At 72.5% G+C, this 14,014-nt stretch carries 5 protein-coding genes; all 5 read left to right on the forward strand.

Annotation, left to right across the window (positions count from 1 at the left end; all coding sequences use genetic code 11):
- Nucleotides 1-15 precede the first annotated feature (15 nt).
- Genes BLU82_RS15485 through BLU82_RS15505 form a run of 5 tightly spaced genes read left to right on the forward strand, consistent with a single transcriptional unit; the run spans nucleotide 16 to nucleotide 14,012 of the window.
- Nucleotides 16-2,892, forward strand: a complete 2,877-nt coding sequence (locus BLU82_RS15485) for an exo-alpha-sialidase (protein ID WP_092622017.1) — start codon at nucleotides 16-18, stop codon at nucleotides 2,890-2,892.
- Entirely contained in the window at nucleotides 2,889-5,099 is a 2,211-nt protein-coding gene (locus tag BLU82_RS15490; protein ID WP_157741014.1) for a discoidin domain-containing protein, read from the forward strand. The genes BLU82_RS15485 and BLU82_RS15490 overlap by 4 nt, the downstream gene beginning before the upstream one ends.
- 39 nt (nucleotides 5,100-5,138) lie before the next feature.
- On the forward strand, nucleotides 5,139-8,657 hold the full coding sequence (locus BLU82_RS15495; protein ID WP_092622021.1) for a sialidase family protein: 3,519 nt from the start codon (nucleotides 5,139-5,141) through the stop codon (nucleotides 8,655-8,657).
- Nucleotides 8,658-8,685: 28 nt separating this feature from the next.
- Complete coding sequence (locus tag BLU82_RS15500) at nucleotides 8,686-10,953, forward strand: hypothetical protein (RefSeq protein WP_092622023.1); 2,268 nt, start codon at nucleotides 8,686-8,688, stop codon at nucleotides 10,951-10,953.
- Nucleotides 10,954-10,976: 23 nt separating this feature from the next.
- A complete protein-coding gene (locus BLU82_RS15505) occupies nucleotides 10,977-14,012 on the forward strand; it encodes an exo-alpha-sialidase (RefSeq protein ID WP_092622025.1) in 3,036 nt (1,011 codons plus the stop codon).
- Nucleotides 14,013-14,014 lie beyond the last annotated feature (2 nt).

A 14,014-nucleotide genomic window follows, 5' to 3' on the forward strand; every position in this document is an offset into this window, starting at 1 on the left:
CGACGAGGAGCCCGCATGCCGCAACGGACCCGCCCGCTCCCCCGCCGCCGGCTCGCCGCCGTCCTGGCCGCCGCCGCGATGGCACTGGCCTGCCTGGCGCCGGCCGCCGGCGCCGAGCCCGAAACGAGCACCGCCGAGACCGCCGATCCGGTGCCGGCCGCCGACCCGGCCATCCCGTCGGCCGCCGGACTGCTGGCCTCGGACCCCACCCCCGCCACCGGTGCCGTGCCCGGCTTCGGCGCCTCCGGCTCGGTCGCCCTCGACTACCGCCGGCGCAGCGTCGGTGCCGACCTGTTCGGGCCGGCGACCGTCCGCCGGATCGAGCTGGTCGACAGCGACGCGACCACTCGCCTGCTGGCGTCCGACTACACGCTGTGGACCAGCGACGACAACGTCACCTACGAACCGCTGACCGGCTGGACGATGACCGCCGGCACCGAGGGCGGGCGCCTCGTGCACACCTTCGCCGGCTTCGAGGTGACGACACGCTACGTCAAGATCAACACGCGGTACGACGACACCGCCTTCACGTTCGTTCTGAGCAACCTCACGGCCGACGTCCGTCTCTACGGGGACCCGCCCGCGTCCGGGCAGGACAACCACACGGGACTGACGGTCGTGGACAGCGGCACGGTGTACGCCGACGCCGTGACGCCCTCGTACCGGCCGGCCATCACCAGGGCTCCGAACGGCGACCTGCTGGTCGCCTTCAACACCAGCAGCGACCTGCGTCCCGGCGGCGAGATCCAGTTGGTGCGGTCCACGGACGGCGGCGCGACCTGGGGCGAGCCGGTCACGGTGGCGTCGCCCCGGTACTTCGAGAACGGCGCGATCCACGCCAGCCGCGGCATGACGACCCTCAGCGACGGCACCGTCCTGCTGCCGTTCAACGACGGCGTGAACTACGCGCCGTTCAACCACCGAGACAGCGTGCTGTTCGTCGCGCGCTCGGACGACTCGGGTCTGACCTGGGACGGCGTCGACGAGCCGGTGCAGCTGCCGGTGGAGACGCAGGAACACTGGGCCGGTTCCCGAATCCTGGAGCTGGACGACGGCTCGCTGATCATGGGCCTGTGGGGCACGCTCGACCTGGTCGACGACTGGGAGACCGACCCGATGCGCTGGCGGGCGGCCACCGTCAGGTCGTACGACGGCGGGCGCACCTGGACCGACTACGCGACCATCGGGTACGACCCGAACACGCCGCCGGACTTCCCCCGTCCGGGGACACTGCAGCCCTACGGCATCAACGAACAGAGCCTGGTCGAGCTCGGGAACGGCCGGCTCATGGCGATCATGCGGTTCAACGGTTCGCTGCGTCAGCCCGAGCCGTTCCGCACCTACGTGTCGTACTCCGGCGACGGCGGCCGCACCTGGTCCGACCCGGTATCCGTGCCGCTCGAGGTGGAGACGCCGTCGCTGACGGCCGCCCCCTGCACAACCCACCTGGGGGACGGGCGGAGCAAGCTGCTGTACGGCTACCGCGACCGCGCGGACTACCCGTCCGGTATAGCGGCGGCGAGCGTGTCGTTCGACAACGGCACGACCTGGGAGGGCCAGCTCGTCTTCGAGGACCCCAGCGGCCGCCCGCCCGGCGTGTTCACGTCGGCCGAGCCGGACTTCCTGCAGCTCGACGGCGACCGCATGCTGGTGGTCTTCCAGTCCAGGGTGGCGCCGGCGCCGTTCGGCCTGGCGTTCAACATCGTCCAGGACGAGAGCCCCGACGAGTGCCGCGAGCACGCCGAGCGGGCCCAGGCGGCGACCGAGGCCGCGCCGGCCCTACAGGTCGAGCGCGCGGACCGGGCCGGCTGGCCGTTCGGCTACGGGGTGACGCAGCGCGCGTACGACGCCGGCACGCCGATCGGGGAGGTCGCCACGGATGCCGCACAGTCCGTGTGGTGCTCCGCCGACGAGCCCGTGCTGTACGCCGGTGACCGCCCGCTCGACCCGGAGGCGACGCTGGCCGAGGCCGGCGTCCGCAATGGCGACGTCGTGCGGGTGCGCTCCGCCCGGCCGGATCACCGATGGTGGCGGGTCGGGTTCGCCGACCTCGACGTCTTCCCCGAGACCCGGCACCTGTACGCCTGGGACGACGCGTGCCCGCACCGGCCGCTCACGCTGGACCATCAGTCGCGCAGCCTCGGCCTGAGCATCAGCATCCCCGCGGGTCAGCAGGTCGGCGCCGTCGAACTGGCCGACGACGACGCCGGCTCACGCCTGACCGCGTCCGACTACCGGCTGTTCGCCGGCCCGGACAACGAGACCTTCCGGGAGCTGACCGGCTGGACGCTGTCGACACGGGTCGACGACGGGCGTCTGGTGCACCGGTTCGACGGCCTGGCCATGACCGACCGCTACCTGAAGATCCACCAGGTCCGCGACGACGACGCCGGCACCTTCGTGCTGGCAGACCCGTCCGGCGACGACGTCTCGATCGAGCTGAGCCCGCGGGACTGCGACACCACGATCACCGGCACCCGGAACGGACCGCTGACCGTCGACGACGGCCTGACCTGCCTGGTGGACGCCACCCAGGTCGGCGCGGTGACGGTCTCCGCCGGAGCGCAGCTGGCGGTCCGCGATTCCTCGATCATCGGCCCGGTGCTGTCCACGCGGGCCGCGGGCCTGACCCTCTGTGACACCCGGGTGGTGGGCACGGTCGCCGTCACCGGGACGACAACCCTCGCGCTCGTCGGCGACGCCGGCATGGGCTGCGAGCCGAACACCGTCATCGGCGCGGTGTCGTTCACCGGCAACACCGGCGGCGTCCGGGTGGGCGGCAACGAGGTGACCGGACGGCTGTGGTGCGACGGGAACGATCCGGCACCGGTGAACGGCGGCGTTCCCAACGTGGTGTCCGGGTCGCGGGCGGGACAGTGCGCCGGGCTGTGAAGGCGGTGGCCGTCGCCGTGGCGGTGGTGCTCGTCACCACCGCCACGGCGCACGGCGGTGCCGCTCCGGCCGCCTCGACCACGTCGGTCTCGGGGTCGTCCCCGGTGGCCGGCCTGCTCACCGACGACACCGACCCGGCCACCGGCTCGGTCACGTCCTGGGGCGGAACCGGCGGAGTCGCGGTCGACTACCTGCGACGCAGCGTGGCCCTGGACTTCTCCGCCCCGCAGCGGCTGCGCTCGGTCGTGCTGCGTGACCGTGACGCCACGTCCAGGGCCGGCGCCGACGACTACACGCTCTGGTACAGCGACGACAACGTCACGTACCAGCAACTCACGGGCTGGCACCTCGACGAGGCCGTCGTCGACGGCCGGCTGACCCACACCTTCATCGGTTTCGACGTCACCGCTCGCTACCTCAAGATCAACACCGGGTTCACCGACACCGCTTACACCTTCTCCCTGCTCGGTCTCCAGGCCGATCTGGTCTCGGCGCCCTTCACGGCGCCCGACTTCGGGGTGATGCTCCATTCGGACGGCGACCGGCTGTTCCCGCCGGGCGATCTGAACTGCGTGGAGAACTCGACGCCGTGCGGCGTCGACGCCCTCTCGGCTCGCGACACGATCCAGTCCGAGGTCGACGCCATCGCGGCTGCCGGGTTCGGGACGCTCAAGATCGGGCTGGGCACCGACGTCCTGAACTGGGACTCACAGGTGGGCAGCGGGCGGGACTGGCGCCTCGACGATCCGGACTGGGCGCTGCCCGCCGGCGCCTGGGCCACGTACAAGGACCTGCGGGGCCGCGCGCACACGGCGCGGAACCTGTTCCAGGCGGGGGTCGACCCGGTCCCGGTGGCCGCCGAACGGGCCAGGGCCCTGGGCCTGAAGGTCTTCCTCTCCTACCGCGTGGCCGACACCCACTTCACGGCGAATCCGGCCGGCTACCCGTTGACCAGCGAGTTCTACCTCACCAGTGAGGCGAGCGCGGATCCGGCCGACCAGGTGGCCATCAGCCATTCCGGCGCCTCACCGGTCCCCGGCTACCCACGGTTCGACCGGCTGATGAATCTGAACCGGCCGCGGGTACGGCAGGACCGCCTCGCCGTCATCGAGGAGGCTCTGGGCCGCTACGACGACGTCATCGACGGCTTCGAGGCCGATTTCAGCCGGTCCGTGGCGCTGTTCCCGCTGAACCAGGGCAGTGCGAACACGGCCGTGGTGACACAGTTCCTGCAGGACGTGCGGACCGCGGCCGGTCCGCTGCCGCTGTCGATCCGCGTCCCGGGCAGCCAGGACGTTGCCGTCCAGCAAGGCCTGGACGTCACCGAGCTGATCCGCAGCCGGACGGTGGACGTCGTCGTCCCGACGAACGTCATGACCGTCGCCCACGACATGGACATCCGGCCGTGGCTGGCCGCGGCCGTGCCCACCGGCGCCGGCGACCAGGGCGTCGCCGTCCATGCGGGCCTTCCCGCCAGGAAGCCCAGCGGCTGGAGCTTCCCCGAGACCTACACCGACCCGGGCACCTACGCGCTCAGCACCAGCGCCGAGAACGAGCAACTCCTGGGAGCGACGCTCGGCTACAGGTCGATGGGCGCGGCGGGTGTGGAGCTGTACAACTTCGCCGGGCTGGTCGCCAGCCCGGCAGGCAGGACGAGACTGGCGTGGCTGGTGGCACATCTCGCCGCCGGCGCGTCCATCGACGGCCTCGACCGGGTCTTCGCCGTCACACCGATGTACGCCAAGCCGTACGAGGGCCGCTTCGAGCACGTCAAGTCGCTGCCCGCACAGTTCCACCAAAACGGGTCCGCGTGGAGCAACTCCACCGACGGCGCGTGGGCCGCTCTGCCCGGCAACGTGCACAGCTCATCGATCCACGTCGATGGCCGTGCGGACGCGGCGACCGAGACCTGGCTGCTCAGAATCGGCATCCGGGCGATCGCCGGGCAGCCGCTGGACCTGACGGCGCTCAGCCTGCGCATCACCGTCAACGGGACCGGCGTCCTGTGGGACGGCCCGGTCCAGGTGAGCCCGCCCGCGGGTCTCACCGCGCCGGCGCCCGCTCCCACCCACTACGTCACCATCCCGATCGCGCCGGGAGCGCCCTTGGCCGACGGCGTCAACGACATCGAGATCCGGCAGAACCCGACGCCGGCCGGGCTGTTCGGCGTCGCCGTCCAGGAGATCCAGATCGGCGTGTTCGCGTAAGGCCGGCCACAGCGTCAACCGACCGAATCGAGGGGCACCATGGCACAGTCGTCGCATCAGCTCAGCCGCCGCACGTTCCTGGCGCTCTCCGCGTCCGTCGGCGCGGGGACACTCCTGCCGGTGACCGGCGCCGCGGCCACTGGCGCGGGGTCGTCCGGAACCGCCACCGCGTTGGACGCCGTCATCGGGTTCGCCGAGGCCGACCACGCCGCTCCGTCGTCGCCGCTGGGCCGCTGGGGTGAGCACCTGAAGATCGCGCTCGACCACAACCGGCGCAGCGTCGGAGCCGACCTGGGCTCCGTCCAGGATCTCAACGCCATCGAGCTCGCGAGGGACCTCGCCGGCGACGACACCCGGCTGCCGGCCGCGATCGGCGTGCTCACCAACGACGCCGCACCGGCGACCGGGGCCTTCGCCAACTTCGCCGTGACCACCGCAGCCGCGCTGGACTTCCAGCGGCGCAGCCTCGGGGTGGACACCTTCGGCGCGGCCACCATCCGGCGCGTCGAGCTGGTCGCCAGGGACGCCACCACCCGGCTGGCCGAGGCCGACTACACCCTGTGGACCAGCCAGGACAACGTCACCTACCAGCAACTGACCGGCTGGACCTTCGCCGCGAGCAGCGAGGGCGGACGTGTCGTGCACACCTTCGGCGGGTTCGAGGTGCAGGCCCGCTACCTCAAGGTGAACACGCGCTTCGCCGACTCCGCGTTCACCTTCGTGCTGCAGGACCCGCGCGCCGACGTCCGGGTCCACGTCGCCGCCGCTCCCCCGGCGCCCGGCCCGGCGCACCGCCTCGGCAGCCGCGACCTGTCGGTCTACGTCAGCGACGACAACGCGACCTGGACGAAGGTCGGCGGCGTCGAGCTGGTCGACGCCGGCGCCGCCCTCTGGCTGTACGGCTTCCGGGCTCGTGGCCGCTACGTCAAGGTGCACTGCCACCGCGCCGAGGTCACCGGCTGGACCTTCACCCTGACCGACCTGCAGACCGCCGTGCGGGTGCACCATCTCCCGGCGCACACCTTCGTCGGCGCCGGCGGCGGCGCCTGGAGCCACCGCACGCAGATCCTCATCCGCAACCCGCACCACCGGGCGCTGCGCGACCGTGCCGCTCACGTCAGCTTCGCCGACCTCGGCACCGAGGCGCTGATCGCGGCCGGACGGCTCCAGCCGGACCTGCGCGACCTCCGCTTCGCCACCCGCGACGGCGCCGAGCTGCACGCCTACGCCGACGCCACGGGCGTCCACATCCGGGTGCCGGAGATCAGCGCCCGGCGCACCGTGCTGGTCTACGCCTACAGCGGCAACCCGGCGGCCGCCAACCGGGTGATCCACGACGGCGGCGCGCTGCAGGTCGAGTACGGGCGGCGGACCCTGCTGGAACAGCAGGGCATCACCCACCCGGACGGCCCGGCCTGGGGCGAGGGCGTCAAGGTCGTGCGGCTGCCGAACGGCACCATGATGGCGGCGGCCGCGGCCGGGTCCGCCCTGAGCATCCACGCCCGCTTCAGCACCGACGGCGGCTGGACGTGGTCGGAGCTGGAACGCGTCCTGCCGGCGCCCGACGTGCCCAAGGCTCGGCTGGCCGGTCCCGGCGGCTTCATCGTCGACCCGCGGACCGGCGTGCTCAGCTTCTTCTTCCTGGTCGCCACCGCGTACACCCCGACCGGCGACTTCATGGACCCGGAACAGAACGAGGTCCAGCAATGGATCGCCCAGGCGGAGACTTACACCGGCGACGGCCGCCCCGTCTTCGGCGCGCCCCGCCGCATCCCACTGCGCACCGTCGGCACCGACCAGCCGGTGAGCTGGGGGCTGTCCTACGCCAACGGCATCGTCACGCGCGCGGGCAGCCACCTGTACCCGATGTCTTACATGATCCGCTCCGACGGGACGTTCGCCAGCAACGTCATCCGCTCCACCGACGGTGGCCGCTCCTGGGCGCAGAGCACCAGCGAGCTGACTCTGCCGGACACGTTCGGCTTCGAGAAGGGCGTCACCGAGGTCGCGATCAGCGAGCTCGGCGACGGCCGGATCCTGCTGCTCGCCCGGCAGCAGGCGCCGCAGCGGCACTACCTGACCGCCAGCTGGTCCGCCGACGACGGGCGGACGTGGACGCCGGTCACCGACAGCGCGATCCTGTCCAGCAACACCGCGGCGGGGCTCTTCCCCGACTCCCGCGGCGGCCAGGTGCTCACCTGGTCCGGGCACAACGCCTTCGGGCAGACCAGCTACTACCGGAACAACCTCACCGCCGCCTACACCGACGACGACGGCGCGAACTGGCACGGCTACCAGGACCTGCTGGCCGGATCGGCGCTGTCCACGCCGGGATGGGCGCACATCAGCGAGGTCCGCACCGCCGTCAACGCGGACTCCTGGGCCGCCGCCGGGACCGACCGGGTGTTCGCCTGGACCCGCCCCTCGAAGCCGGCCCAGCTCATGCTGATCGAGGACTTCGACGCCTTCGTGCGCGACACCCACGGTGCGCTGGACGTCATCGCGCACGGCGACACCGCCGGCGCCGCCAACGGCACCGAGCTGGCCGCGCACCGGTGGTGGCGCACCACCCGGACCGGGACGCTGGATCTTGCCGCCGGCGCCCGTGCGCACCGCCAGGCCATCCGGCTGCGGGCCGCGCCGCAGGGCGAGGCCGCGGCGTCCCGGCTGTTCCCGGCGGTGCGGCAGGCCCGCATCAGCTTCGGGCTGCGCAGCTCGCAGCTGGCCGGGGGGCTGCACCTGTGCCTGCAGGAGGGGTTCGCCGCGCACCACAACGCCCGCGGCACGGTGCTGTCGCTGCTGCTCGGGCCGGACGGCGAGCTGCAGGCCACCACCGACGACGTCTTCGGGACGTTCCCCGACATCGGGCACGCCAATCTCGACACCGACCCGGCCGCCGGCAACCTGACCGCGCTGGGGTTGCACCAGCTCGTCGCGATGGACTTCCAGAACCGCAGCGTCGGCGCGGACCTGTTCGAGGTCCGCGAGATCACCGGCGTCCAGCTGGTCGACAACGACCTGATCGGCACGGGTGCCGGGAACCGGGTGCGGCCGGAGGATCTGAGCGTCTGGACCTCCGACACCAACCGCGGCGACTGGCAGCGGGTCGCGGGCTGGACCGGCCGCAAGGACGGCGCCGTCATCACCCTCTCCGGCCCGGCCGTGCACGCCCGCTACGTGAAGGTCGCGCACCCGTACGCGGACAACGCCTTCACCCTCGCCAACGACGAGCAGCGCATCATGCGCGTGCTCCCGGACGGCAACGACGAGCAGGTCTTCCGGCCGCTGGAGGTCCCGACCCGGCTCACCCCCGGCGAGTGGCACGGCGTCGTCATCGATCTCGACCTGCCGGCCGGCACCGTCACCGTCGAGGTCGACGGCAGCCGCCGGGCCCGGCTGCCCCGCCTGCACGCCGCCGAGGTCGTCACCCATCTGCTGCTCAGCACCGGCGCCGCGGCGGCCGGCGAGATCAGGCTGGACGAACTGATCGTCCAGGACACCGCCCTCGGCCTGCCCGAGCCGGCCGGCGTCGGCGCCACCACGCCCATCCCCCGTTGAGATCCCGCACTACCGATCGGAGGAACCCATGACCGACGTCTCCCGCCGCGGACTGCTGCGGGCGGCCGGCGCGCTCGGCGCCGGCGCCGTGCTCCCCGTCACGGCCGCCGGCACCGCAGCCGCCGCCGTCTCGGCGAATCCGGCGACGGCCACGCACCGCGGCCCCGGACGCGCCGGCCGCCCGGCCGACCTCGGCGACCGGCTGGAGCTCATGGCCGGCACCGCCGTCGTCGAGCACCTGGACGGAGCCGCGTTCCGGCTGCACCAGCCGGTGCGCCGGGAGGTGGTGATGACCACCGACCGGCCGTGGGAGGGCAGCGCCTGCCACTACCGGCACGTCTTCCGCGACGGCGACACCTACCGGATGTACTACACCGCGCTCGACTACGACGTGCGCGGCGGCAAGGTCGAGATCCCGCACCCCGGGCGCATCGCGCTGGCGCAGAGCGCCGACGGCATCACCTGGACGCGGCCCAGCCTGGGCCTGGTGGACTTCGACGGCAGCACGGACAACAACCTCGTCGCCGGCGCCGGCGAGTCGCACACCTTCGTGTTCAAGGACACCAACCCCGCCGCGCCGGCGGACGCGAGGTACAAGGCCATCGAGCTGGCCGACAACGCCACCGCGATCTACCCGCTGAAGTCCGCCGACGGTCTCACCTTCAGCCGCATCAGCGACACCCCGATGATGGTCTGGGGACCGAAGACCGGGCACGGCCTGGTGAACATGGCCTTCGACACCCTCAACGTGGCGTTCTGGGACCCGGCGATCGAACGGTACCGCCTGTACATCCGGTACTGGCCCGACCTCGACGACGGCGGCACGTACCGCGCGATCATGGTGTCGACGTCGGCCGACTTCCTCACCTGGTCCGTCCCCGAACTGCTCGAGTACCCCGGCTCGCCGGTGCCGGAGGAGAACCTCTACACGAACAACGTCGTCCGCTACCACCGGGCGCCGCACACCCTGCTCGGCTTCCCGATGCGCTACGTCCAGCCGGCCGGTTGGATGGTGTCGCACCTGCATCTCCCCAACGTCGAGCACCGGCAGGAGCGGTCGCGGGCCAGCGAGCGCTACGGCACCGCCATGACCGACACGCTGTTCATGAGCAGCCGCGACGGCACCGTCTTCGACCGCTGGGACGAGGCCTACATCGCGCCCGGGCCCGGCGCCGAGAACTGGAAGTACGCCGACAACAGCGTCGGCTGCGGGATCGTCGTGACCCCGTCGCAGGTCGGCGGAGCGCCGGACGAGCTGTCCATCTACGCGACCGAGGGCTACTGGACCGGCGACGAGCTCGACGTCGTCCGCTACTCCATGCGCGTCGACGGGTTCGTCTCGCTGCACGCGCCCCGCTCCGGTGGCGAGGCGATCACCGCGCCGATCCGCGTCAGCGGTGAGCACCTCGTGCTCAACCTGGCGACGTCCGCCGCCGGGCGGGTGCGGGTGGAGGTCCAGAACCCGGCCGGCCGGCCGATCGACGGCTTCAGCCTCGAGGAGGCCGATCCGCTGTTCGGCGACGACCTCGCCCGGGTGGTCACCTGGCGCCGCGGCGACCCCGACCTCGGCTCCCTCATGGGCCGGCCGGTCCGGCTGCGGTTCGTCCTCGACGACGCCGACGTCTACTCGCTGCGGTTCCGGGCCGCCATCACGTTCGACGGCACCGAGGCGATGATCGAGGGCTATCACGACGACGGCACGCTGACGGCCGCCCAGCGGCAGGCGATGCTGGCCGAGCTGGCGGCGGCCCGGACCGCGGCCGCCGAAGGCCGCACCGACGACGCCGCGGCCGCGCTGGACCGGTTCCTCGCCGCCGCCGGCGCCGTGTCCGGCGACGACGCCCGCGACACCCTGCGCGAGGCGGGCGAGGAGCTGACGCGGCAGGTCGCCGATCCGTGGCCCACCCTCTACGGCTGGCTGGGCGGCGACGTCGAGCCGGAGACCGGGAACCTGGAGAACCTCGGGCTCTCCAGCGCGCTGGTCGCGCTGGACTACCGGAACCGGAGCGTCGGCGCGGCGTTCTGGGAGCCGGTGACCATCACCGGGCTGACGCTGCGCGACGCCGACGGCACCACCCGGCTCACCCCGGGCGACCTCTCGGTCTACGTCAGCGACACCAACGACGGCGACTGGCGCCGCGTCGAGGGCGTCCAGGTCGCCCGCGTCGCCAACGGCTTCACCTTCACCGGGCTCGACGTGACCGCCCGCTACGTCAAGGTCGTGCAGCCGTACTCCGACGACGCGTTCACCTTCACCCACCAGCTCTCCACGATGCTCGAGGTCACCACCGCCTAGACGCCGCCGAAACGAGGTGGACCATGTCCGAGCCGATCCCCCGGCGCACCTTCCTCGCCCTGTCCGCCACCACGATGGCCACGGTGGCGCTGCCCGCCGTCGCCCCCGGCCGAGCCGCCGCCGCACCCACGGCGCTGGCCAGCAGCAACGGCTGGACCGCCGCTGACGCGAGCCCGTTCGCGTCGGCGCTGACCGACCTGGGCCGCACCACCCCGCTGGCCCTGGACTACGACTACCGCAGCGTCGGCGCCGACCTCGGCGGCGTCCGGTCGTTCACCGCCGTCGAGATCGTCCAGGCGAGCAGTCTCTCCCGGCTGAACAGCCGCGACCTCGCGCTCTACGTCAGCGACGACAACGCCGCCTGGCAACGGGTCGACGACGCCGAGCACGTCGAGCTCGGCAGCACGACGTGGCTCTACCTCGGCGCGGGCCGGAACGCGCGCTATGTGAAGGTCCACTCGCACCGCGGCGACACCTCGGGCTACACCTGCGTGATCAACAACCTGGCCGCCGACCTGCGCGTGTACGACTTCGGCCCGCACGAGTTCGTCGGCGGCAACGGCGGCGGCTGGGCGTACCGCACCCCCGTCGTCATCACGAACGCGAACGCCGTGACGCTGCGCGACCGGGCCGCCTTCCTGTCCTTCCAGACGCTCGGCACGGCCGCGCTGATCGCCGCCGGCAAGCTCGCGCCGGACCTGCGGGACCTGCGCCTCGCCGACGCCTCCGGGCGCGAGCTGCACGCCTACTCGAACTCGTACGGGGTGTACGTCCGGGTCCCGCAGATCGCCGCGAGCTCCTCGATCACCGTCTACGCGTACTCCGGCAACCCCGGCGCCACCAACCGGATCGACCGGGACACCGGCGCCCTGCAGGTGCAGTACGGACACCGGGTCCTCCGGCGGCTGCCGGCCTCGGCCGACGCGATCAAGGTCGCCCAGCTCCCCGGCGGCCGGATGATCACGGTCTCGACCGCCCCGAGCCTCGGCGGGATCAACGCCCGGTACAGCGCTGACGGCGGCCGGAGCTGGGGCGCGCTGGAGACGTTCAAGGCGTTCACCGGGGTGCCCGGCGCGAAGGGCGAAGGGCCGGAAGGGCTGCTCTGGGACCCGGTCCGCGGCGTGCTCACCTTCTTCTTCCGGATCTCCTTCGCCTATACCGAGGACGGCGACTTCACCGACCCGGCGCAGAACAACATCCTGACCTACGTCATCCAGGCCGGCTCGTTCACCGCGACCGGCCGCCCGGTCTGGGACGCCGCCGGCCCGCGGCACGTGCCGCTGACCAACCGCACCACCGGGAACCCGGCCTCGTGGGCGCTGTCCCACACCAACCCGATCCGCACCTCGTCCGGCGCGTACCTGCACGTGATGTCCTACATCGTCCGACCGGACGGGACCTTCGTCAGCAGCGTCATCCGGTCCACCGACGGCGGGCTCACCTGGACCCAGAGCATGGACGAGCTGACGCTGCCCGGCCAGTTCGGCTTCGAGAAGGGCATCACCGAGGCGGGCATCGCCGAGCTCGGCGACGGCTCGATCGCGATCCTGGCCCGCCAGCAGCTCGGACAGAAGACCTTCCTGGCGGCCAGCCGCTCCACCGACGACGGCGTCACCTGGTCCGCGGCCACCGACAGCACCGTGCTGTCCAGCAACACGCAACCGGCGATGTTCCCCGGCGCCGCACCGGGCAGCCTGATGCTCACCTGGTCCGGGCACAACGGCTTCAGCCAGACCAGCTACTACCGCAACAACCTCACCGCGGCGTACAGCGACGACGACGGCGGCAGCTGGCACGGCTACCAGGACCTGCTCGGCGCCACCGAGCTGTCCGCTCCCGGCTGGGCGACCGTCACCGACCTGCGCCAGGCGCAGAACGCGGACTCCGCGCCGTCAGGCACCGGCGACCGGCTGTTCGGCTGGATCACGCCCGGCGACACCCCGAAGACCCTGCTCGTGGAGCAGTTCGACCGCTACGTCCGCGACAGCCAGGGCGCGCTGGACACCGTCAACTTCCGCAAGGCCGCCGGCACCGCCAACGGCACCGAACTGGCCGACTGGCGCTGGTGGCGCTCCAGCCGCACCGGCACCCTGGACTTCATCACCGGGCAGCGCGCCACCCGCCGCGCGGTCCGGCTGCGGTCGTCGGCCGACGCCGGCGCGAGCGCGTCCCGGCTGTTCCCGGCGATCCGCCGCGGCTACGTCAGGGCCGCCGTCCGGCTGACGGCCACCGGCGGCGGCCTGCGGCTGTGCCTGCAGGAGGGTTTCTCCGACTCGTACAACGCACCCGGCACGGCGCTGTCGCTGCTGGTCACGCCGTCCGGCGAGGTCCGCGCCACGACGTCGGACACGTTCGTCACCACCGCGGACATCGGGCACCAGAACGACGACACCACGCCGGCCGACGGGCGGGTCATCGCCCTCGGCCAGTACGGCGCCGTCGGGTTCGACTACCAGAACCGCAGCCTGGGCGCGGACCTCTACACGACCCGGACGGTCTCGTCGATCGAGGTGGTCGACAACGACCTCGTCGGGCCGGCCGGGAACCGCCTCGATCCCGGCCAGCTGCGCCTCTGGCGGTCCTCGGACAACGCGGCCTGGACCGAGGTGACCGGCTGGACGGGCGTCGAGGCCGGCTCGGTGATCACGCTCTCCGGGCCGTCGTTCAGCGCACGCTACGTGAAGGTGTCGCAGCCGTACGCCGACACCGCGTTCACCTTCGCCAACGACCGTCCACGCATCCTGCGGGTGCTGCCAGACCTCGGCAGCCCGCAGGTGTTCGCGCCGCTGAGCACCCCGACCACCCTGACCACGGGCAGCTGGCACCAGCTGTTCGTCGACATCGACCTCCCGGGCGGCGCGATCGCCGTCTCCGTCGACGGCACCCCGCGGGCCACGCTCGCCCTCGTCCACGCCGCCCAGGTGGTCAGCCACCTGTTCCTCGCGTTCGACCCGGCGGCGACGGCCGGTGACGTGGCCGTCGACGAGCTGATCGTGCAGGACACCGCCGGCGGGATGCCCGCGGTCACCAGCGTCGGCACCACCGTCCCCGTCCCCTGAAC

This window comes from Jiangella sp. DSM 45060 (assembly GCF_900105175.1).
Classification (GTDB): domain Bacteria; phylum Actinomycetota; class Actinomycetes; order Jiangellales; family Jiangellaceae; genus Jiangella.

Excerpts from the sequence above, each read along its gene's own strand:
- BLU82_RS15485 (WP_092622017.1), top strand. The coding sequence starts at position 16 with ATGCCGCAACGGACCCGCCCGCTCCCCCGCCGCCGGCTCGCCGCCGTC.
- BLU82_RS15495 (WP_092622021.1), top strand. The coding sequence starts at position 5,139 with ATGGCACAGTCGTCGCATCAGCTCAGCCGCCGCACGTTCCTGGCGCTC.
- BLU82_RS15500 (WP_092622023.1), top strand. The coding sequence starts at position 8,686 with ATGACCGACGTCTCCCGCCGCGGACTGCTGCGGGCGGCCGGCGCGCTC.
- BLU82_RS15505 (WP_092622025.1), top strand. The coding sequence starts at position 10,977 with ATGTCCGAGCCGATCCCCCGGCGCACCTTCCTCGCCCTGTCCGCCACC.